This window comes from Yimella sp. RIT 621 (assembly GCF_004146205.1).
Classification (GTDB): domain Bacteria; phylum Actinomycetota; class Actinomycetes; order Actinomycetales; family Dermatophilaceae; genus Yimella; species Yimella lutea.
This window is the reverse complement of sequence record NZ_SEIP01000018.1, coordinates 19,127-39,973: the sequence shown is the minus strand read 5'-3', so window position 1 is coordinate 39,973 and position 20,847 is coordinate 19,127. Positions and strand designations below refer to the sequence as shown.

The following is a 20,847-nucleotide window of genomic DNA, read 5'->3' as shown; positions in this document are numbered from 1 at the left end:
ACCGCCCGGACCAGGCGCACGAGATCGTCCTCACTCTCCAAACGACGACGAGTATTGAAGTCAACTGGCATGTGTCAACGGCACGTGAAAACTGACCCCCAAACGGCAACTGAAAGTTGACCCTCTCCGAGAGCCTGTCCTCGACGTCGAGGCAGGAGATGCGGGGTCAAGTCCTGATGCGTGGTGTACGAGGGTGATTCCTCGGTTGTCGACTGGTTAGGCGCTGATGGCGCCGATGATGGTGTTGTCTGCTTGGTCGGTGTCGGTGTAGGTGTCGGTGGTGTTGGTGAGTGCGGCTCGGCATTGTTTGAGCAGGTCGAGGCCGAGGTAGCGACGCATCTCGATCCATTCATCGTGCTGCTCGGCCAGGACGGCTCCGACGAGTCGGATGACCGCTCCGCGGTCGGGGAAGATCCCGACGACGTCGGTGCGGCGTCGGACTTCTCGGTTCAGGCGTTCGTTGGGGTTGTTGGACCAGATCTGACGCCAGCAGGCCTTGGGGAAGGTGGTGAACGCGAGGATGTCCTCCCGGGCGGCCTCGAGGTGCTCCGCGACCGCGGGGAGCTTGTCGACGAGGGTGTCGTGGATTCGGTCGAACTGGGCGTGCACGGCTTCGGCCTCGGGCTGGTCGTACACCGAATGCAGCAACGCCTTCACCCAGGGCCACGACGACTTCGGAGTCGCGGACATCAGGTTCGCGGCGTAGTGGGTACGGCATCGTTGCCAGCTCGTGCCGGGCAAGGTGGCACCGATCGCTTCGATCAAGCCGGCGTGCGCGTCGGAGGTAACCAGCCCGACGGGGCCGGCGCTGGTCAAGCCGCGGGCGACCAGGTCCCGGAAGAAGCTGAGCCACCCGGGGCCGGACTCGGTCGAACTCGTATGCACGCCAAGGATTTCGCGGTACCCGTCGGCGTTGACACCGGTCGCGATCATGACCGCGATCTTGACCACGCGTTTGTTCTCTCGCACTTTCATCGTGAGCGCGTCGGCGGCGACGAAGGTATACGGGCCGGCGTCCAACGGGCGGGTGCGGAACGCCTCGACCTGCGCATCCAACTCTTGGGCCATCACGCTGACTTGTGACTTGGACAGGCCAGTGATCCCCAACGTTTGGACGAGTTTGTCCATTCGGCGGGTGCTGACCCCGAGCAGGTAGCAGGTCGCGACCACGGTCGTCAGGGCCTGCTCGGCGCGGCGGTGTCGCTCCAACAACCACCCGGGGAACATGCTGCCCTCACGCAGTTTCGGGATCGCGACATCGATGGTGCCGACCCGGGTGTCCAGCTCGCGGTGGCGGTATCCGTTACGGGAGTTGACCCGGTCCGGGTCGCGGGTGCCGTACTCCGCGCCACACACGCTGTCGGCCTGCGCCGACAGCAGTGCGTTGATGAACGTGGACAGCATGTCCCTCATCAGATCCGGTGAGGCCTGGGTGAGCTGGTCCTGCAGAAACCGGGCAGGGTCAATATCGTGGGGTCCGGCGGTCATCGTGTGCTCCTTCTTCGAGGCGGTTGTGGAAGATCTCTCGAAGAATCACCGGTGACCGCCGCTCACGTCATGAGCGACACGGCCACCGACTCGTACACCACTCTGCTGGACTCAACTAGATGCGGAGTGTTGGCAGTGGAGGACTGGGCTGAGATCCGGCGGTTGCACCGCGCGGATGGAGTGCCGATCAAGGTGATCGCCAGATCGATGGGGATCTCGAAGAACACGGTGCGCAAGGCGCTGCGTGATGAGGGCCCGCCGCGTTACGAGCGGGCGGTGCGTGGGTCGTTGGTCGATGCGGTCGAGCCGCAGATCCGTGAACTGTTGCGGGTCACGCCGACGATGCCCGCCACGGTGGTAGCCGAGCGGATCGGGTGGGAGCACTCGATCCGGATCCTGCGGACCCGGGTCAGCGATCTGCGGCCGGTGTACTTGCCGCCGGACCCGGCGTCGCGCACGACGTATGAGCCGGGCGAGTTGGCGCAGTTCGACTTCTGGTTTCCCGACATCGAGCTCCCGGTCGGGTTCGGGCAGACCAGGACGGCGAAGCGGTTGCCGGTGATGACCACGGTGACTGGCTATTCGCGGTGGTCGGGCGGCTTGTTGATCCCGTCCCGGGAGGCTGCGGATCTCTACGCCGGCTGGTGGCAGCTGGTGTCGACCCAGTTGCAGGGGGTGCCGAAGACACTGGTGTGGGACGGCGAAGGAGCGGTTGGTCGGTGGCGTGCACGCCAACCCGAACTCACCGGCGATTGTCAGGCGTTCCGGGGCGTGCTCGGCACCAAGGTCTACATCTGCAAGCCTGCCGACCCTGAAGCCAAGGGAATGCTCGAGCGGCTCCACGACTACCTGGAAAAGTCGTTCCTCTCCGGTCGCACGTTCACCTCGCCAGAGGACTTCAACACTCAGTTGGCTGAGTTCTTCGCGCGGGCCAACGCCCGTCGGATGCGGGTGCTGGGCTGCAGCCCCGGTGACCGGGTCGCCGCGGACCGCGCCGCGATGATGTCGCTGCCACCGGTGCCGCCCGAGGTCGGCTGGCGCAAGACGATGCGGCTTCCACGCGACCACTACGTCCGGCTCGACTCGAACGACTATTCGGTCCATCCGGCCGTGGTCGGACGCCGGATCGAGATCCACGCCGACCTGGAACGGGTGTGGGTGACGTGTGAGGGCGCGATCGTGGCCGACCATGCGCGGGTATGGGCCCAGCACCAGACCATCACCGACTTCGAGCACACCGTGGCCGCCAAGTTGCTGCGGCAAGGCCGCGGCGACTTGTTGCGGCCGGTCGCGGAGGCGGTCACCGGCGAGGAGGTCGAGGTCCGATCGCTCGGTGTCTACGACCAGATCCTCGGACTCGTTGACGAGCTTGTGGATGAGGAGGTGTCGTGATGGCTGCGCGCACCACCACGAAGACAGCCCCGAGGACAGGACGCGATGTCACCAGCGAGCTGGAGTACCTGACCCGGGCGTTGAAGGCACCGACCCTGCGCGAGTCGGTCGAACGGCTCGCCGAACGCGCCCGCGAGGAAGCCTGGACGCATGAGGAGTTCCTCGCTGCCTGCCTGCAACGCGTAGTGTCAGCACGAGAGTCCCACGGCGGCGAGGGACGAATCCGGGCCGCCCGGTTCCCCTCCAGGAAGAGCTTGGAGGACTTCGACTACGACCACGCCCGCGACCTGAAACGCGAGACCATCGCGCACCTGGGCACCCTGGACTTCGTCGCCGCCAAGGAGAACGTCGTCCTCCTCGGACCGCCAGGAACCGGGAAGACCCACCTGGCCACCGGACTCGCGATCCGGGCCTGCCAAGCCGGCCACCGGGTCCTGTTCGCGACCGCGTCCCAGTGGGTCGACCGACTCGCCGAGGCCCACCACGCCGGCAAGCTGCAAGACGAACTGCGTCGACTGGTCCGCTACCCCGTGCTGGTCATCGACGAGGTCGGCTACATCCCCTTCGAACCCGAAGCCGCCAACCTGTTCTTCCAACTCGTCTCATCCCGCTACGAACGGGCCAGCCTGATCGTCACGTCGAACAAGAACTTCGCCCGCTGGGGCGAGGTCTTCGGCGACGACACCGTCGCCGCCGCGATGATCGACCGGCTCGTCCACCACGCCGAGGTCATCGCCCTCAAGGGCGACTCCTACCGGCTGAAGAACCGAGAACTCGGCCGCGTCCCCGCGGCCGTCACCGAAGAAAACCAGTAACCGAGGGGGTCCGTTTTCGATTGCCGTGAGGGGGTCAGTTTTCAGCCACCGTTGACAGTTGCGACATCGGAGAAGGCGGCCTCCCAGACGCGGCCCTCCTGAACAGCAGTACCGCCGCCAGCCAGAAACATCACCACCCGGCGGATGCTATCGCCAGGTGTGGATCACGACGGGTGGCCTGCTTGGTATCGGAATCAACCTCGCTCATCCTCCCGTGCTCGACTCCCGCAATCGGTCCCATCGAAAATCGTTCACAGGCTATACGCGAAAGTAACTTGACATAACCACGGATCGAGAGGCCCGCACGCGTTTGACGTGCATGAATGCCAGCCATCAGATGCAGTGAGAATCATCCTCATCTGCTGTCGCCACTCATTCCCGCTCTCATAGTGGCGTCAAATGGGGCTGAAAGCGGTCGGAGATGAGCAGACTTCCAATTCTGCTCATCTTTCCTGCATCTCGACAGCAGCAGCTGTCGAGATGCAGCGAACTTTGATCAAACGGCGATTCGATCAAAGTGGGGCCTCGTTTTGGCTCTCATTGGGCATTGCGATTGCACAGATTGGACACTTGTCCGGTGTGAGAACTGTTCTCATCGTGGTCACGTTGCAGCATTCATGCAGGTCAACGAGTCGACGCATTCGCGTGGTCGAGTTATGTACCACAAGGTGTATTGGGCTCCTCTGTCCGAATGCACCGTGGTCCCAACGGGTTTGCGTTGCCATCGCGCCATGTCGAGGGCGTCGACGACCAGCTCGGTGCGCAGGTGGTCAGCGATGGACCAGCCCACGCAGCGGCGGGAATGCACGTCGATCACCGCCGCGCAGTAGACCCATCCCTCGCTGGTGCGGTGCTGGGTGATGTCGGTGACCCACAACCTGTTCGGGGCGTCCGCGACGAACTTGCGTTGCACGTGGTCCTCGAACACCGCCTCGGAGCGTTTCGCGTGCCGCCACCTGCGGCGGTGCACACCCTGCAGCCCGTGGACCCGCATGAGCCGTTCCACGCGTTGCCGGCCGCAGCGGCGGTCCTGACCGAGGGTGAGCTCAGCATGGACACGACGGACCCCGTACGTGCCACGGGCATCAGCGTGGACGGCGATGATCGCGTCGAGCAGGTGCGCGTCCTCAAGGTCACGGCTGCTCGGGCCACGGGTACGCCACTCGTAGTAGCCCGAGGTGGAGACCTTCAACACCCGGCACGTCACCGCCACAGGCAAGCCCTGAGCGGCGAGTTCGTGGACGAACCGGAACCCTATTTTGGGAGCACGTTCTCCCGCGCGAAGTACGCCGAGGCCCGCTTGAGGATCTCGATCTCCATCGCCTGGACTCGAGTCTCCCGGCGCAGCCGGACCAGCTCGGCCCGCTCGTCCTTGGTCAGGCCGTGGCCGGCGTCGATATCGGCTTGGTCCATCCACCGCCTCAGGCATGACTCACTGATCGAGAGGTCCTTGGCGATCTGGGCGATTGGCTTCTCCCTCAAACGCGCTAACTCCACGGCGCGCTGCCGGAACTCCGGCGACTTCGGTGCAGGCATCTCCTGTACTCCTTCCCGAGAGGATCATCCCCTCAAGATCGGTGCCCGGAAACCTCAGGACAGGTCATTGCCGAGTCAGGCCGTGCGGCTGCGGAGGGGAGGCGATCCCCGGAGTCGAGTCTTGAATATTGGCTAACGCCCGGGGAGTGGGAGGGTGAGTATGAGGCGTGTGCCTTCTCCCTGGCCGTCACTGTTGGCGGAGATGCTTCCATGGTGGGCGTCGATGAGAGCTTTGCTGATGGTCAGCCCGATACCTGAACCTGTGCGGTCGCGGGTGCGGGCGGCGTCACCTCGATAGAACCGTTCGAAGGCGTGCTCGAGTTGTTCGGGGGTCATTCCGTCGCCGTCGTCGATCACGGAGATTGCCGCTTCTTCACCTTGGCGGTTGGCCGCCAGGATGACGGTTCCTCCTGGGGGGGTGTGGCGGAGTGCATTGGTGAGGAGATTGGTCAGAACCTGTCCGATGCGGTTTCGATCGACGTGGACATCGAGCCCTGTGGCGGTTGGTGGCTCGACGACGAGGTTGATCCCCTTGGCGGCAAAGGCGTCACGCATGCCCTCGTGGGCCGCCCAGAGAAGATCCCTGACGTGGTGTGGGCGGAGGTCGAGCGCGAGTCGGCCCTCCTCGGCTGTGGAGACCTCGTCGATGTCGTCGGCGAGGCGCGCCAGCCGGCGGGTTTGCTCCTCCAGCGCCGCGCGAGATTCTGGCCCGAGGGCGGCGATGCCGTCGTGGAGCCCTTCGTGGTAAGCGCTCAGGGTCGCGATCGGTGTGCGGAGTTCATGGGCGAGGTCTGACAGCATCCGTCGACGGGTGTCCTCGATTCCTTCGAGCCTGCTGGCCATCGTGTTGAACGCGGTTGCGAGGGTCTCCAGTTCGGTGCCTGAGGCGCTGGTCGGCACGCGCGTGGAGTAGTGCCCACGGGTGAGTTCCATTGCAGCAGTGGTCACCTGTTCGAGAGGGCGGCGGAGCCGTCGGTTGAGGAACCATGTCACCGCGCCGGCAGCGATCAGCGAGATCAGAAGACCGACCCCGACGGAGATCAAGGACGCATCGCGGTAGGCCGTCTCGATATGGACGAGCTCAGGCGAGTTCTGTTGGTGGCCGGACTCGACGAGGTGCTGGTGGAAGATGGGTGGGCCGATCATGGCGGCGACCAGGCCGACAGTGAGGGCACCGGCGACCAGCACGATGGCCTGTCCAGCCAGGAGGCGGGTCGCCAGCCCAGCGCTGTTGGTGCGCGCTGGCGCCATCACCCTTGTCCCATCCGATAGCCCACGCCTCGGACCGTGGTGATGTATCTGCCAGTTTCGGGGTCGTCGCCGAGTTTGCGGCGCAGGTGAGCAACGTGAACATCGACGAGGTGCTCGTCGCCAACCCAGTCCGGTCCCCAGATGTCGTCAATGAGCTGGCGCCGGGAGAACGCCATCGACGGACGGCGCGCCAGAGCCATGAGCAGGTCCCGTTCGGTGGGGGTGAGGGCCACCTCGACGTCGCCCATGTGCACACGCTGGCCGTCCGGGTCGACACGTAGTGCACCGAACACCCTGGTCGGTTCACTACGGGCGGTCCCGGAGGCGGTGGTGGATCCGGTGCGGGGTCGTCGAAGTACCGCTTGGACTCGTGCGACCAGTTCGCGGACGCTGAACGGTTTGGTGATGTAGTCGTCCGCGCCGACGGACAACCCGATGAGGGTGTCGATCTCGTCCTTTCGGGCGGTGACGACGATGACGTAGCAGTCGGTGAAGGTGCGGAGCTGACGGCACACTTCGATGCCGTCCAGCCCGGGGAGGCCCAAGTCCAGGATCACGACATCGGGTGCTAGATCACGCGCGGCTTGGACGCCGTCTGGGCCGGTGCGGACCACACTGGAGTCGTAGCCAGCGCGGGAGACGTAGGCGGCGATCATTCCGGCCAGCGTTGTTTCGTCCTCGATGATCAGGACTCGAGCGCCCGGTGGTGGTGTCGTGCTCACCCTGACAGTGTCCCTGCCCGCCGCCCACGCCACGACCTCTCTGACGGTGCCGGGGTAGATCTTCGTCAAACCTCAACCTCGCCGCGGTCCGGTCTTGAGGGTCGAGTTGCACTGTGGATCGTGACGGTGCAGCGCGCCACGACGACGGGAAGGGAGGGCGCTCATGATGTGGGGCAACGGGACCGGGATGGGCTGGTGGATGTGGCTCGTGATGGGCGGCGGCGCCCTCGCCTTCTGGGTCGTCATTGTGCTGGTGATCCGGGCCCTGCTCCCGGCCGCGCGCGTCAGGCAGGAATCGGCCCGACCGGATCCGCTCACTCTCCTCAAGGAGAGCCTGGTCCGCGGCGAGGTGAGCCTGGAGGAGTACGAACAACGCCGCCGCCTCATCGTCGATGGCCACTGACAGCGACCACCCAATGAAAGGCATCATGACTTCGCCCCTGCTCTCCCGCCGCAACGTCCTCCTCGGCGGGCTCGGCCTGGCCTCGACCGCAACGTTGGCCGCCTGCACCTCCAGTTCGTCAGGGACGGGGGTTATCCCGTCGCGCACCTTCGGCCCCCCGACGCCAGTCTCCCCCTCACCGGGACAGAAGGTGCTCGAGAAGACGTTGACCGCCCGACCGGTCAGCCTTGACCTGGGCGGGCGGACGGTGGCGACGTGGGCCTACGACGGTGCGCTTCCCGGCCCGTTGGTGCGAGCGACCGCAGGTGACTTCCTGCGCCTCACGCTCGACAACCAGCTCCCCGCAGACACCACGATCCACTGGCACGGCATCCGACTGCCAAACGCCGCCGACGGCGTCCCCGGCCTCACCCAGGATCCGGTCAAGACCGGCGGCAAGTTCGTGTACGAGTTCACCGCCCCGGATCCGGGAACCTACTTCTTCCACCCCCACGTCGGGGTCCAACTCGACCGCGGCCTGTACGCCCCAATGATCATCGACGACCCCACCGACCCCGGCCGCTACGACGCCGAATGGGTTGTGGTTCTGGACGACTGGATCGATGGCACCGGCACCACCCCCGACGAGGTGTTCAAGAAGCTGATCGCCGACGGTGGCCCCGCCAACGGAGGCGGCATGGGCGGAATGGGTGGCATGGACCACGGCTCGATGAGTCGGATGTCGATGGGGACCGGACCCTGGGGTGACGCCGGCGACGTCACCTATCCGCTGTTCTTGATCAACGGCAAACCCCCGACCGACCCGGACGTGCTGGCCGCCAAGCCGGGCCAGAAGGTGCGGCTGCGGGTCATCAACGCGGCTTCCGACACCATCTTCACCGTGGCCCTTGGTGGGCACCGGCTCACCATCACCCACAGTGACGGGCACGCGGTCGAGCCCACCGAGGTGGGCGCCTTCTACATCGGGATGGGCGAGCGGTACGACGCCATCGTCACCCTCGCTGACGGCGCCTTCCCCCTTGTGGCCCGACCGTTCGGCAAGACCAGTGGCGGCCAGGCCATGGCCGTGGTCCGTACCGGCGCCGGCGCTGCTCCTCCGGTTGCCGCTGACCCCAGCGAGTTGGCTGGCCAGGTCCTCATCGGCTCACAGTTGCGCCCGACCGAAGCAGCCAAGCTGCCGGGCAAGGAGCCGGACGCCACCGTCGACCTGGCCCTGCAAGGCTCGATGAAGCCCTACCAGTGGGGCATGAACGGCGCCAAGTACGGCGAGAACGAGCCACTGACCGTCAGGGCTGGGCAACGGCTGCGGATCAACGCCACCAACATGACGATGATGACCCACCCGCTGCACCTGCACGGGCACACTTTCGCCCTGCCCTCGGGGCTGCGCAAGGACACCGTGCTGATGGCGCCCATGCAGTCCTTCGCGATCGACCTCGACGCCGACAACGCCGGCGACTGGATGATCCACTGCCACAACATCTACCACGCAGAAGCGGGCATGATGATCGCCCTGGAGTACCGCTGATGATCACCACCACCCGACGCCGCGTCCTCGTCGCAGGGGGCGTACTCGTGACCACGACGATTCTGGCCGCGTGTGGCGCCACGACCACACCCACCGGCAATACGACGTCCATCGCGACCCCCACCGTGGCCGGAGGAGGGTCAACCTCCACCGCATCAGCAGCCAACCAACCGCCGGTCGCGATCACCCACATCCACGCTGTCGCCCGCGACCCCAAGACCGGTGACCTACTCCTGGCCACCCACGAGGGACTCTTCCGCCACGCCAACGGCGAACTCCTACAGAACGGACCGGTCATCGACCTGATGGGTTTCACCGTCGCCCCGGACGGCACCTACTACGCCTCAGGGCACCCCGGCGCAGGCGTCGACCTGCCCCAGCCGGTCGGGCTCATCACCTCCACCGACTCCGGTCGCACGTGGCGCGTCAGCTCTCGAGGCGGAGAGTCCGACTTCCACGCCCTCACCTCAAGCCCAACCAGCGTGGTCGGCTTCGATGGCACTCTTCGCAGCACCACCGACGGCGAGACCTGGACCACCCGCACCATCCCGGCTGCCCCCCGCACCTTGGCCGCGTCACCGCAAACCGGAGCACTACTCGCCACCACCGAAACCGGGCTCCTCCACAGCACCGACGACGGCCGCTCCTGGAAGGGCCTGACCCCACCCGCGACGGCCCTGCTCGCTGCGTGGGCCGACGAGCAAACCATCGTGATCGCCACCACGAACGGCCAGATCGCGACCAGCAACGACACCGGAGCGACCTGGACCCTGCAACCCAAGCGCATCGGAGCTCCACAGGCCCTGTTCGCCCAACGCGGCACCGACGGCCAGATCGAAACCATCCTCGTCGCCGACGGCGCAGTACTGCGCACCGCCGACGGGGGCGCCACCGTCGAGAAGCTCTTGTGAAGCCCGCATAGACCTAGACCAGATCTTCACCGAACCACGACCCGAGGGCCACATCGACCTCGCAGGCTGAAAGCACCCGGGGACAGCCCCGAGCACCGCAACCGAGACCAAGGGAGCAGCCATGCAACAGCAGAACACCCCGAACCCGACCTACGCACCCCTCACCCCACCCGCCGAGCCGACCCCCACCGAGTCATCCCCCACTGAGCCCGGTCGCCGCAGCGGCCACCACTGGCTGATGTGGCTCATGTGCGTGCCCATGCTGCTGCTCGTGGGCACCTTGATCACGACCGGCCGGCTCGGCGCCGGCGGCCTGCTCTACGCAATGGGCTGCCTGCTCATGATGGGCGTGATGATGGCCTGGATGAACCACGGCACCAACCACGAGCACAAGCCGTGAGAACCCCAACCGCCCCACGACCCAACATCAGGGAATACCCCTAGGGGGTATGCTTGTTGGGAGGGCGTCACCTACAGAAGAGGCCAGACCTGATGAACTCCACCCAGACGTATGCCGTCACTGGAATGACCTGTGGCCACTGCGAGAGCAGCGTCCGCGACAAGGTCTCCGCACTGCCAGGCGTGCAAGCCTGACCGTCAGCGCCGCCACCGGCGAACTGATCATCACTACTAGTGGTCACGTCTCCGAACGACGCTGTCGTCAGCGCCGTCGTCGAGGCGGCTACACCGCCCGCCGCAACTGACCCACGCCTAGCCGTGGCGACCACAACGGGCGGCACGAGTTCTGCCGGAGGAGAACCTGGACATGCAGCACGACCATGAGCACCACCAGAGCGTCACCAAGACCAGCCATTCCGTGACCGACCCTGTGTGCCGGATGCAGGTCGATCCCAACACGGCGCTGACCCTCGATCACGAGGGCACGCCATACCACTTCTGCTCTGAGCGTTGCCGCGACCGCTTTCAGGGCGACCCGGCCAGCTTCCTCGCGCCCCCACAAGACTCCGACGACGCGGCCTCGCGCAACCAAGACGTGAACGAAGACGTTGCCGAGTGGACGTGCCCGATGCACCCCGAGATCCGCCGTCCCGGTCCTGGGTCGTGCCCGATCTGCGGGATGGCTCTCGAGCCGGTCACCGTCACCGCCGACACCGGTCCCAGCCCGGAACTTGCCGACATGACCCGCCGCTTCTGGGTCGCCACCGCCTTGACCATCCCGATCGTGATCCTCGAGATGGGCCGCCACTTCGTCCCCTTCCTGCATGACCTGATCTCCGCGCGTGCCTCCGTCTGGCTCCAACTCATCCTGGCAACGCCGGTGGTGCTGTGGGCCGGGTGGCCCTTCTTCGTGCGCGGCTGGGCCTCGGTCCGCACCCGCAACCTGAACATGTTCACCCTCATCGCGATGGGCACTGGAATCGCGTGGCTGTTCAGCGTCATCGCGACCGTCGCGCCCGGGATCTTCCCCGCCTCCTTCCGCGGCGACGCAGGCACCGTCGATGTCTACTTCGAGGCCGCTGCCGTCATCACCACCCTGGTCCTGCTCGGGCAAGTCCTCGAGCTGCGTGCCCGCGAACAGACCTCCGGAGCCATCAAGGCCCTGCTGGATCTGACACCGAAGACCGCCCGCCGCATCACGGACAGTGGCGACGAGGAAGAGATCTCTCTGGACACGGTCCAACTCGGGGACCGGCTGCGGGTCCGCCCCGGCGAGGCCGTGCCTGTCGACGGGACAGTCGAGGAAGGCCGCTCAGCAGTCGACGAGTCCCTGGTCACCGGGGAATCCATGCCCGTGACCAAGACAAGCGGAGACACCGTCATCGGCGGCACCATCAACGGCAGCGGCGCCCTGATCATGCGCGCCGAGAAGGTCGGCCGCGACACCATGCTCGCCCGGATCGTCGCCATGGTCGCCGACGCGCAACGCTCCCGCGCCCCCATCCAGCGCATGGCCGACAAAGTCGCTGGCATCTTCGTGCCGGCCGTCATCGTCATCGCCGTCGTCGCGTTCATCGTGTGGGCGCTGGTCGGACCCGACCCCAAACTCGCGCACGCGCTCATCGTCGCCGTCGCGGTCCTGATCATCGCCTGCCCCTGCGCGCTCGGGCTGGCCACTCCCATGTCGATCATGGTCGGCGTCGGACGCGGCGCGGGACTGGGTGTGCTCATCAAGAACGCCGAAGCCCTCGAGCGTATGGAGAAGGTCGACACACTCGTGGTCGACAAGACTGGAACGCTCACCGAGGGCCGGCCCACCGTCACCAACATCGTCACCACCAGCGAACACTCCCAGGACGACCTGTTGCGCCTCGCCGCCGGCGTCGAGCGTGCCTCCGAGCATCCGCTCGCCCTGGCCATCGTCGAAGCCGCCACCGCCCGGAGCCTGCCCATCCCCGACGTCACAGACTTCGACTCACCAGTCGGCCGCGGCGTCATAGGCACCGTCGAAGGACAGGTCCTGGTCCTCGGCAGCTCCGACTTCCTCGACTCCCACCACATCGACACCACCGGCCTCAAGGACCGTGCCGATGAGCTGCGCGGCGACGGAGCCACCGTCATCTACATGGGAGCCGATGGCCGGCTCGTAGGCCTCTTCGCGATCGCAGACCCCATCAAGGCCACCACGCCCGCCGCGCTAAAGACACTGCGGGAGGAAGGCATCCGGATCGTCATGCTCACCGGCGACAACCGCGTCACCGCCCACGCTGTGGCCAAGACGCTCGGCATCGACCAGGTCGAAGCTGAAGTCCTGCCCGACCACAAGAGCGACATCGTCACCAAGCTCCGGAGCGAAGGCCGCGTGGTCGCGATGGCTGGCGACGGCGTCAACGATGCCCCCGCACTGGCTGCCGCTGACGTGGGCATCGCGATGGGATCGGGCACCGACGTCGCCATGGAGAGCGCTGGAGTCACCCTCCTCAAGGGCGACCTCACCGGTATCGTCCGTGCACGCGAACTCTCCGAGAAAACCATGCGCAACATCCGACAGAACCTGTTCTTCGCGTTCGTCTACAACGCCCTCGGCATCCCCATCGCCGCCGGCGTCCTCTACCCCGTCTTCGGGCTCCTGCTCTCACCCATCATCGCCGCAGCCGCCATGGCCCTCTCCAGCGTCAGCGTCATCGCCAACGCCCTACGCCTCCGCGCACAAACCATCGACTGACCCTCAGCAAACTCGAGGACTGGCGCGTCAGTCCAGAAGCACCGTTACCGGACTGTCACCCCGACGACTGTTCGCAGGTCGTTCACGACGGCGAGCTGGCTGCGAGGAACGCGCTCTTCTGGCCTCATATAGGAGGTGACCTCTCCAGATCACTCGCGGGCGATCTTGCACGACCCCACCGAGCGGGCCGATCTCGGCAACGTACGCCGCACGACATCGTGCAGTCTTGGCTGCATCTGTCGAGATGCAGCGAAGACTGCACACGACACGCGTCCCACTTTGCACGAATCGTCCTGCATTCCGCGGCTGTGCAAAGTAGGCCTCTACGGGGCCTGCCGCGTCACGTGGGCTGTTCGGCTCCACCACGGTTGCATGGTGGGCACACACCAGCGCCCCGCGCCCCGCGATCTGCGAGTGTCGCGGGCGCTGGCTCCTTCCACCTGGGCAACCTTTGGTCGGTCATGTTACGTCCGCTGTTGCGATGCCTTCCTCACGTCGGCGAAGACCCTTGGTTCGCCGTCGGTGAGCAGCATGACCTTGTAGGGGTCGAACTCGTCGTCCTGCTCCATGCCGGGCGTCCCGACAGGCATGGCTGGCACGCTCAGGCCGCGTGCGCCCGTCGGTGGGTCGGCTAGGTACTTCAGGACGAATCGTGCCGGGACGTGTCCGACGAAGACGTCTCCGTCGGAGGTGAGCGACAGGTGGCAGGACTGCATGTCCAAGGCGATGTCATGGCGTTCCCAGACCTCGTGGAGGGCTTCGGGGTGCTCGGTGGTGATTGTGAACCCGTTTTCTTCGGCATGGTCGACCCATCCGCTGCAGCACCCGCAGGAGGCATCCTTGTACACAGTCATCACCAGTTGTGCCGGGTCGACTCCGTAGTCGGCGACCTTCGCGGGCAACGACGTCTCTTTCGCGGTGGGTGCCGGGCCCTCGTCCGCGCAGGCGGTCAGCAAGGACGCCGACCCGATGCTGGCCAGGAGGAGGGTGCGCCGGCTGATCTGTTGGGGGGTGGGTGAACTGGTGAACATTGGATCAGGACCTTCTTTGTGTGGGGGGCCCGGCCGGCGTACAGCCGGCCGGGCCCGTTGGGAGCAGTCAGAGCGAGTCGCGCATGGTGCGCTTCTCCTTGATCTCGGCGTTCTGGTCGCTGATGACGTTCTTGGACAGCTCCACCGCGTCGGGGTTCTCCCCGTCCCGGCGGTGGTCCTTGGCCATCTTCACGGCGCCTTGGTGGTGCTCGATCATCTGGTCGAGGAACAGCGTGGAGGCTTGTTCGCCGTCGGCTGCCTTGAGCTTCTTGATGTCCTCGGGGCTGCCATGCCGTCATGGCTCATCTCGTCTCCGGAGCCGGAGTCACCACCGTGGCCCTTTTGGCCAGAGTCGTCCTGACCCCAGTCCTTGAGCCAGGTCTGCATCTCCTTGATCTCTGGCCCTTGGGCCTTCTTGATCTGCTTGGCCATCTTCACCACGTCGGGGTTGACCCCAGACTTGTCGAGGATGATGTCGGACATCTCCACGGCCTGCTGGTGATGCATGATCATGCCTTCGGCGTAGGTGACGTCGGCGTCGTTGAACTGTGCCGACACCTGGCTGCTGCCGCTCTCGCTGCCGCCGTGGGAGTCGTGGCTGCTACTGCCCTGGGAGCAGCCGCTGACGATGAGGGTGGCTGCCGCGGCGGGCGCCAATGTCTTGGTGATGGTGTTCTTGCGCATGCGAAATCGCGGTTCCTTCGCCTGGTGTCGTTGATCGGGCAGGACTGCGTCCGGCGACGCCGGTGTGGCGTGGTCGGACGCGAGAGGCCTGTTGACGTTCGGCTGATGCACAGCCGAATCAACGAAACGCGTGACAGGTGCCCCGCTGGGGGTGGTGACTGGGCAGCGAGCCAGGTCACCCACGGGGGTTGCCATCGCCACGAGAAGCCACCGCGCCGTGGCACGAGGGTCACCAGCCACAGCAGCATGAACAAGCACATCGCGGCCATCGAGCCGTGCTCGTCGCAGCCGGGGGACGGACATGAATGTGCGCCCGAGCTCGCTGGGTCTTGATGCGTTTGGTGGCTCGTGCTCGAGTCCACCTGCTGCGTGGGGCCTCGCCCGGCATGTGATGGCCACGGAGAATCCGTGCATGGCAAGGATTTCGGCGACCACCACGGTGGCCAGCCCCAGAACCAGTACCCCATGGGGCTGAAGCGTGCCACCAACTGCGTGCGCGCGCTGTGGTCGGGGGTCATGGCCCACATTCTATGAGTCGCCTGTCGTGGGATGTCGGCGGCGAGAAGGCTGTGGGCACGGTCAGGCGCTGGCTGCGATCGTGTAGCAAGCCTGCTCGATCGCTGCGTGCACGGCCTCGTCGGTGACCGTGGGCGTGGAGTGGACGGTCAGTCGCCCGTTGGGGATGTCGACGCTGACATCGCTGACCCCTTCGATCCGCTCGACGTGGTCGCCACGATGCTGGGCGCCAACCTCGGCGGCCGGCTCATCGCAACCATGGGGGCCAAGCGGCTCGGCGTGGGCGGAATGGGCATCGCCGCCGCGGGCCTGCTCGTCCCGGCACTGTGGCCCACCACCCCGGCCACGGTGGCAGGGGTCTCGGTCGGCGCCCTGGGCATCGGCGCACTGTTCGTGGTCGCCTCGGCCACTGCCCTCGGCCGGATCGAGCCCGCCGAGGCCGGCGTCGCCTCGGGCCTGCTGAGCACCTTCTACGAGTTCGGGGCCTCCATCGGTGTCGCCACCGTCTCCAGCATGGCTGCGGCCAGCCTCGTAGGCGGTGATGGCTCCGGCTTCCAGAACGCCTTCCTCGTGGCCGCCACCGCCGCCCTGGCCGCCGCCGTCGTCGCGGGGCTGACCATCCCCCGCTCCGGGCGGTCGGCGCACCCAGTTCCGTGTGGCTCCGCCCCCGACGCCTGCCTTTCGGGGAGCGTGGCCACGCATTGACCTATACCCCTAGGGGGTATAGGTTTGCAGGCATGAGCGCCAACCAAGACCACCAGTTCGCGCCTGAAGGGGACACGCACGAGAGCCACCCCGAAGCCCACGCGACCGACCACGTGCACGGGCGTCATCCGCGTGATCACCAGCCGCGGAAGGCAGGCCACGACGCTGAGCACAGCCACGGCGAGCACCGCGGCCACGAAGGACACGAGGGGCACGGCGACCACGTCGGGAAGTTCCGCCGCCTGTTCTGGATCATGCTTGTGCTGGCGGTCCCGGTCGTCGGCTTCAACAACATGTTCGCCGACCTCATCGGCTACGACCTGCCCGACGGAGGCTGGGCGTCGTGGGTCTCGCCCGCTCTCGGCACGGTCATGTACCTGTGGGGCAGCCGGCCTTTCCTCACCGGCGCCGTGGCGGAGATTCGCACTCGCCAGCCGGGGATGATGCTCCTGATCGGCCTGGCCATCACCGTGGCCTTCATCGCCTCCTGGGGCGCGAGCCTGGGCGTGCTCGACCACGAGCTGAACTTCTGGTGGGAGCTGGCCCTCCTGGTGGTCATCATGCTGCTGGGCCACTGGATCGAGATGCGTTCGCTGGCCCAGACCACCTCCGCACTGGACTCCCTGGCCGCGCTCCTGCCGGATGAGGCCGAGAAGGTGGACGGCGACGAGGTCGTCACCGTCGCACCGGCCGACTTGGTGGTCGGCGACGTCACCATCGTCCGCCCCGGGGCGTCCGTGCCCGCCGACGGACGGATCGTCGAGGGCTCGGCCAGCATGGACGAGTCCATGGTCACCGGCGAGTCCAAGACCGTGCGCCGCGAGAAGGGGGAGTACGTCGTCGCCGGCACCGTGGCCACCGACTCCAGCCTGCGCGTCGAGGTCACCGCCACCGGTGACGACACCGCCCTGGCCGGCATCCAGAAGCTCGTGACCGACGCCCAGGCCTCCTCCTCCCGCGCCCAGCGCATCGCCGACACCGCCGCAGCCTGGCTCTTCTGGTTCGCCCTCGGCGCCGCTGCGATCACGGCCCTCGTCTGGTCGGTGCAGGGACTGCCCGACATCGCGGTGGTGCGCACGATCACCGTCCTCGTCATCGCCTGCCCCCACGCCCTCGGGCTGGCCATCCCGCTGGTGGTCTCCATCGCCACCGAGCGGGCCGCCCGCGGTGGCGTGCTCGTCAAGGACCGCCTGTCGCTGGAGTCGATGCGCACCGTCGATACTGTCCTCTTCGACAAGACCGGCACCCTCACCAAGGGCGAGCCCACCGTCACCGGCATCGAGGCACACGGCGGTCACGACCAGGACCAGATCCTCGCGCTGGCGGCAGCCGCCGAGGCCGACAGTGAGCACCCGCTGGCCCGGGCCATCGTCGGTGCCGCTCGCGCCCGCGAGCTTGAGGTCCCGCGCGCCGGTGACTTCTCCTCATCCCCGGCAGTGGGGGTGCGGGCGAGCGTCGACGGCACGGTGATCGAGGTCGGTGGCCCCTACCTGCTCGAGCACCACGACCTGGCGGAGCTGCCCGTCGCCCATACCTGGCGCGAGGAGGGAGCGATCATTCTCCACGTCCTCGCCGACGGCGGGGTCATCGGCGCCCTTCGCCTGGCCGACGAGGTCCGCGCTGAGTCCCGCGACGCCGTCGACGCCCTGCACGCCGCAGGCGCCCAAGTCGTGATGATCACCGGAGACGCCCAGGCCGTGGCCGAGACCGTCGCGACCGAGTTGGGTATCGACCGGGTGTTCGCCGGCGTCCGCCCGCAGGACAAGGCCGCCAAGGTCACCGAGCTGCAGGACGAAGGGCGAAAGGTCGCCATGGTCGGCGACGGCGTCAACGACGCCCCCGCCCTGGCCCAAGCCGACGTCGGCATCGCCATCGGCGCCGGCACCGACGTGGCCATCGGCTCCGCGGGCGTGATCCTCGCCAGCTCCGACCCGCGCTCGGTGCTCTCGGTCATCGACCTCTCGCGAGCCTCCTACCGCAAGATGAAGCAGAACCTGTGGTGGGCCGCTGGGTACAACCTCATCTCCGTGCCACTGGCTGCGGGCGTTCTCGCCCCGGTCGGCTTCGTCCTTCCGATGAGCGTCGGCGCGATCCTCATGTCGGCCTCCACCGTCGTAGTCGCCCTGAACGCCCAGCTCCTGCGGCGCCTCGACCTGACCCCGGCACGCAGCACCGCAAAACTCCTGGGCCGCGACACCGACGAGTGAATCGGCTCACCAGCAATGCACCGCCAAGCCGACCGGCAACAGCGCCGGCACCGCGGCCAAGGCGCCCGCGGCGTGGAAGTGCACTCCGTACCTCAAGGGCAGCCAAGAGAGCATGGACAACTACCGGGCCTGGCGCAACACCGGCGGGGTCGACCTGTCCCCCTTGGGCCTGAACGTCTCGGCCGAGAGCGGGTACACACGCAGCGTGACAGTCCACTTCAACTTCCGGGGCAAGTCGGTCCGTCTCTGTGGCACCCGAGACAAGCCCAACAACGGCTCCGGGAACGTCTACGTTGCGCGTCGTAGATGAGCGCGTGCGGCGCCGTCAGGTCTTAGCTGTCGCCGCAGCTGTCGCGGCGACCTTGGTCGCAGCCGCTCTGCTCTGGTGGCGCACGCACAACACGATCCGTGACGGCAACGACGTCGCGATGAGTGCCGTCGGTCGAACGACCTGCGTCCCCGTCCACGACAACCGAGAAGATCGTCTACGGCGAGGCACTCGCGAACGTCACCGACGATCCCGTCACGATCGTCGACGCGCACGTCACCGCGACCGGCGGAGCCGCCGTCGAGTCAACGTGGCTGGCCGAGCCGGCACACGCCGTCGGCGTCCTGAATCAGTGGCCGACGCCGGACATGGTGGACGCTTTCGACTCCGGTGAGGTTCGCCGGGCGCCGGCACCGTTGCGTCCCGCGCGGACGCGCTCCGACGATGGGCAGTCCTTGGTGCTGTTCGTGCGGATGCCAGGCCCGCTCCACCATCACCGACGTGTCGGTCATCTACCGCAAGGCCGGCTCGACCACGCTGTACCGCAGCAACTCGACGACGACCTCCACGCTGAAGGCAGTCGGCGCTCCCTCCTGCTGACGCCGCCGACAGACCCGGCCGAAGGAGACGCGGTCGGCAGTAGCCCCCTGCCCGCGCGGCGTCCGAGCACCAGAAGTCTGCCACCCTAGTGCCCTCGGGCCCTCGCATCTTAGATAGAAGTCGACTTGCTCTAATTTAGGGCGCTTCTCGACAACAGCTGTCGAGATGCAGCGAGGACTGACGATGACACGCCTTGAAGATTGACCAAATTGCATCGTCTCACTCGGCCCAGCCAATCTGGCTCTTCGCCGTTGAGCGTGGGTCATAGGTTCAGCCCGCCGCCGATGAGGAGCATGCGCAGGCGGTAGTTGTCGCGGTTGCGGAAGCCGCGGGCGATACGGCGGTGGAGTTCGATGAGCCCGTTCATGGCTTCGGTGCCGCCGTTGCTCGCGCCATGGGTGTCGAAGTAGCCGAGGAACTCGGTACGCCACTGGTTCAGGGTGCGGCCCAGGCGGGCGACCTCACCGATCGGGCAGGTGGTGAAGGTGTCCAGTACTTGTTCGGCGATCTTGCGGCCGGCCGCGTGCGTGGGCTGGTGGTACACGGATCGGACCTGCTGCGCGCACTGCCACGCGAGTTCAACCTCGACGTGCGCCTCGTGCGCGGTGAACGCCGCGGCGAGACGTGCGCGTTGCCGGTCGGTCAGGTTCTCCTGCCCGGCTCGCAGGATGTTCCGGATCCGGTACAACGGGTCGTCACGACGGCCTCGGTGCCCGTGGAGTTGCTGCTGAACCCGGCGGCGGACCTCATCGACCATGTGGGTGGCGAGCTTGACGACGTGGAACGCGTCCAGCACCGCGCGGGCGTCCTCGAGACGATCATCGATCGCGTTCTTGTACCCGTGGAACGGGTCCAACGTCGCGACCTGCACTCGGTCACGAAAGTCTTCGCCGCGGTCGGTGAGCCAGTCGGTGTACACCTTCCCGGACCGCCCCGGGACGAGGTCGAGCAGGCGAGTTCGGTTGTGCCCGTTGGCATCCGGGGTCAGGTCGACCATCCCGGTCAGTTCTTTCGGGCCACGGCCGCCGTGCTCGACTGGCTTGGTGCTGACGTGGTGCCAGACATGCTCGTCAACACCCAGGATCGTGACGCCGTCGAATCGGGCCGGGTCGTCGGCAGCTGCTTGCAGCAGGGGCCGGATCGATTCCCACACGGTGCGCCACCCCGTGCGCCACCCGGTGCCGAGCTGCCGGCGGATCCCGTTGACACTGGCGTGCTCACGTCGGATCTGAGCGATCGCCCACCAACACGCACGCGTGGTCAGCTTGGCCCGTGGCGCCGCAACCCGGTCGTCCTGTTCGACGAACACCGTGCGGGGACAGGAAGGTTCCAGGCATCGCCAGCGTCGCTTACGCCACCGCACCCGGACCGGTCGCCCGAAACAGGGTGCGTCGACCAAGGTCACCACGTCCCGGCCGTGCCCGATCGCGACCACCCCGCATGCCGGGCACCCGACCGGTCCTGGTGCTGACTCGACCGTCACGACCACCCGGCCGGCGGTGTCGTGCTCAACGCCGATCACGTGCAACCCGGGCAGATCAACGAGCAGGTCACACCGGTCGCAGTAGCCGCCGGCAGCGCCGCAGCAGAACGTAGGCTCATCCATGTCGAGGTCCTTGCGGTCAGGGAGGTAGAAGTCCTCTGATCCTCAAGGACCTCGACCCAC

Annotated in this window: 19 protein-coding genes and 1 pseudogene; 12 read left to right on the top strand and 8 right to left on the bottom strand. The window is 66.7% G+C overall.

Annotation, left to right across the window (positions count from 1 at the left end):
* Positions 1-216: 216 nt before the first annotated feature.
* Positions 217-1,488: an IS256 family transposase gene (locus EU513_RS14455; RefSeq protein WP_129627196.1), complete on the bottom strand. Its 1,272-nt coding sequence runs from the start codon at positions 1,486-1,488 to the stop codon at positions 217-219.
* 126 nt (positions 1,489-1,614) lie between these two features.
* Here EU513_RS14455 and istA point away from each other — a divergent pair, with 126 nt between their 5' ends.
* The gene (gene istA / locus EU513_RS14450; RefSeq protein WP_129627254.1) at positions 1,615-2,880 is read left to right on the top strand and encodes an IS21 family transposase; all 1,266 of its coding nucleotides are present in this window, start codon (positions 1,615-1,617) and stop codon (positions 2,878-2,880) included.
* Positions 2,880-3,695 (top strand): IS21-like element helper ATPase IstB, encoded by an 816-nt coding sequence (gene istB, locus EU513_RS14445; RefSeq protein WP_129627193.1) that lies wholly within the window; start codon positions 2,880-2,882, stop codon positions 3,693-3,695. Before istA ends, istB begins: the two co-directional genes overlap by 1 nt.
* A gap of 601 nt (positions 3,696-4,296) precedes the next feature.
* On the opposite strand, the gene EU513_RS14440 is transcribed toward istB, so the two are convergent.
* The 4 genes from EU513_RS14440 to EU513_RS14425 form a co-directional block, all read right to left on the bottom strand.
* Positions 4,297-4,908 carry an IS3 family transposase gene (locus EU513_RS14440; RefSeq protein ID WP_239702932.1) on the bottom strand — a complete coding sequence of 204 codons (612 nt, stop codon included), beginning with the start codon at positions 4,906-4,908 and terminating at the stop codon, positions 4,297-4,299.
* Between the two features lie 41 nt (positions 4,909-4,949).
* Complete coding sequence (locus EU513_RS14435; RefSeq protein ID WP_129627187.1) at positions 4,950-5,231, bottom strand: transposase; 282 nt, start codon at positions 5,229-5,231, stop codon at positions 4,950-4,952.
* Positions 5,232-5,363: 132 nt separating this feature from the next.
* Positions 5,364-6,482: a cell wall metabolism sensor histidine kinase WalK gene (locus tag EU513_RS14430; protein ID WP_129627184.1), complete on the bottom strand. Its 1,119-nt coding sequence runs from the start codon at positions 6,480-6,482 to the stop codon at positions 5,364-5,366.
* Positions 6,482-7,204, bottom strand: coding sequence for a response regulator transcription factor (locus EU513_RS14425; RefSeq protein WP_205744800.1), 723 nt, complete (start codon positions 7,202-7,204; stop codon positions 6,482-6,484). The genes EU513_RS14430 and EU513_RS14425 overlap by 1 nt, the downstream gene beginning before the upstream one ends.
* Before the next feature lie 163 nt (positions 7,205-7,367).
* Between EU513_RS14425 and EU513_RS14420 the strand changes: the two genes are divergently transcribed.
* From EU513_RS14420 to EU513_RS14395, 6 genes are all read left to right on the top strand, one after another.
* Positions 7,368-7,607 carry an SHOCT domain-containing protein gene (locus EU513_RS14420; RefSeq protein ID WP_129627181.1) on the top strand — a complete coding sequence of 80 codons (240 nt, stop codon included), beginning with the start codon at positions 7,368-7,370 and terminating at the stop codon, positions 7,605-7,607.
* 25 nt (positions 7,608-7,632) lie between these two features.
* Complete coding sequence (locus EU513_RS14415; protein ID WP_168990300.1) at positions 7,633-9,135, top strand: multicopper oxidase family protein; 1,503 nt, start codon at positions 7,633-7,635, stop codon at positions 9,133-9,135.
* Entirely contained in the window at positions 9,135-10,046 is a 912-nt protein-coding gene (locus EU513_RS14410) for a F510_1955 family glycosylhydrolase (RefSeq protein WP_115921513.1), read from the top strand. Before EU513_RS14415 ends, EU513_RS14410 begins: the two co-directional genes overlap by 1 nt.
* A gap of 121 nt (positions 10,047-10,167) precedes the next feature.
* Positions 10,168-10,446 carry a hypothetical protein gene (locus tag EU513_RS14405; RefSeq protein ID WP_129627175.1) on the top strand — a complete coding sequence of 93 codons (279 nt, stop codon included), beginning with the start codon at positions 10,168-10,170 and terminating at the stop codon, positions 10,444-10,446.
* Positions 10,447-10,538: 92 nt separating this feature from the next.
* Positions 10,539-10,640 (top strand): heavy-metal-associated domain-containing protein, encoded by a 102-nt coding sequence (locus tag EU513_RS16690; protein WP_115921514.1) that lies wholly within the window; start codon positions 10,539-10,541, stop codon positions 10,638-10,640.
* Between the two features lie 172 nt (positions 10,641-10,812).
* Entirely contained in the window at positions 10,813-13,170 is a 2,358-nt protein-coding gene (locus EU513_RS14395) for a heavy metal translocating P-type ATPase (protein WP_129627172.1), read from the top strand.
* A gap of 464 nt (positions 13,171-13,634) precedes the next feature.
* Here EU513_RS14395 and EU513_RS14390 read toward each other — a convergent pair whose 3' ends face one another.
* Together EU513_RS14390 and EU513_RS14385 are read right to left on the bottom strand one after the other, a co-directional pair.
* Positions 13,635-14,201: a DUF411 domain-containing protein gene (locus EU513_RS14390; RefSeq protein ID WP_129627168.1), complete on the bottom strand. Its 567-nt coding sequence runs from the start codon at positions 14,199-14,201 to the stop codon at positions 13,635-13,637.
* A gap of 67 nt (positions 14,202-14,268) precedes the next feature.
* Positions 14,269-14,684: pseudogene (locus tag EU513_RS14385) on the bottom strand (DUF305 domain-containing protein).
* An 825-nt stretch (positions 14,685-15,509) separates the two neighbouring features.
* On the opposite strand from EU513_RS14385, the gene EU513_RS14380 reads away from it, so the two are divergent.
* The 4 genes from EU513_RS14380 (at position 15,510) to EU513_RS14365 (ending at position 19,270) form a co-directional block, all read left to right on the top strand.
* Complete coding sequence (locus EU513_RS14380; RefSeq protein ID WP_168990299.1) at positions 15,510-16,106, top strand: MFS transporter; 597 nt, start codon at positions 15,510-15,512, stop codon at positions 16,104-16,106.
* 32 nt (positions 16,107-16,138) lie between these two features.
* On the top strand, positions 16,139-18,313 hold the full coding sequence (locus EU513_RS14375) for a heavy metal translocating P-type ATPase (RefSeq protein WP_205744799.1): 2,175 nt from the start codon (positions 16,139-16,141) through the stop codon (positions 18,311-18,313).
* Positions 18,314-18,425: 112 nt separating this feature from the next.
* Positions 18,426-18,623, top strand: a complete 198-nt coding sequence (locus EU513_RS14370; RefSeq protein WP_129627162.1) for a hypothetical protein — start codon at positions 18,426-18,428, stop codon at positions 18,621-18,623.
* 122 nt (positions 18,624-18,745) lie between these two features.
* Positions 18,746-19,270 (top strand): hypothetical protein, encoded by a 525-nt coding sequence (locus EU513_RS14365; RefSeq protein ID WP_129627159.1) that lies wholly within the window; start codon positions 18,746-18,748, stop codon positions 19,268-19,270.
* A 173-nt stretch (positions 19,271-19,443) separates the two neighbouring features.
* On the opposite strand, the gene EU513_RS14360 is transcribed toward EU513_RS14365, so the two are convergent.
* Positions 19,444-20,787: an ISL3 family transposase gene (locus tag EU513_RS14360; protein WP_240796075.1), complete on the bottom strand. Its 1,344-nt coding sequence runs from the start codon at positions 20,785-20,787 to the stop codon at positions 19,444-19,446.
* Between the last annotated feature and the right edge of the window lie 60 nt (positions 20,788-20,847).

Bases quoted from the DNA above. Each gene is read 5' to 3' on its own strand.
- istB (WP_129627193.1), top strand. From the start codon at position 2,880: ATGGCTGCGCGCACCACCACGAAGACAGCCCCGAGGACAGGACGCGAT.
- EU513_RS16690 (WP_115921514.1), top strand. From the start codon at position 10,539: ATGAACTCCACCCAGACGTATGCCGTCACTGGAATGACCTGTGGCCAC.
- EU513_RS14395 (WP_129627172.1), top strand. From the start codon at position 10,813: ATGCAGCACGACCATGAGCACCACCAGAGCGTCACCAAGACCAGCCAT.
- EU513_RS14430 (WP_129627184.1), bottom strand. From the start codon at position 6,482: ATGGCGCCAGCGCGCACCAACAGCGCTGGGCTGGCGACCCGCCTCCTG.
- EU513_RS14370 (WP_129627162.1), top strand. From the start codon at position 18,426: ATGGACAACTACCGGGCCTGGCGCAACACCGGCGGGGTCGACCTGTCC.
- EU513_RS14410 (WP_115921513.1), top strand. From the start codon at position 9,135: ATGATCACCACCACCCGACGCCGCGTCCTCGTCGCAGGGGGCGTACTC.
- EU513_RS14375 (WP_205744799.1), top strand. From the start codon at position 16,139: ATGAGCGCCAACCAAGACCACCAGTTCGCGCCTGAAGGGGACACGCAC.
- EU513_RS14415 (WP_168990300.1), top strand. From the start codon at position 7,633: ATGACTTCGCCCCTGCTCTCCCGCCGCAACGTCCTCCTCGGCGGGCTC.
- EU513_RS14435 (WP_129627187.1), bottom strand. From the start codon at position 5,231: ATGCCTGCACCGAAGTCGCCGGAGTTCCGGCAGCGCGCCGTGGAGTTA.
- EU513_RS14405 (WP_129627175.1), top strand. From the start codon at position 10,168: ATGCAACAGCAGAACACCCCGAACCCGACCTACGCACCCCTCACCCCA.
- EU513_RS14420 (WP_129627181.1), top strand. From the start codon at position 7,368: ATGATGTGGGGCAACGGGACCGGGATGGGCTGGTGGATGTGGCTCGTG.
- EU513_RS14360 (WP_240796075.1), bottom strand. From the start codon at position 20,787: ATGGATGAGCCTACGTTCTGCTGCGGCGCTGCCGGCGGCTACTGCGAC.
- EU513_RS14390 (WP_129627168.1), bottom strand. From the start codon at position 14,201: ATGTTCACCAGTTCACCCACCCCCCAACAGATCAGCCGGCGCACCCTC.
- EU513_RS14455 (WP_129627196.1), bottom strand. From the start codon at position 1,488: ATGACCGCCGGACCCCACGATATTGACCCTGCCCGGTTTCTGCAGGAC.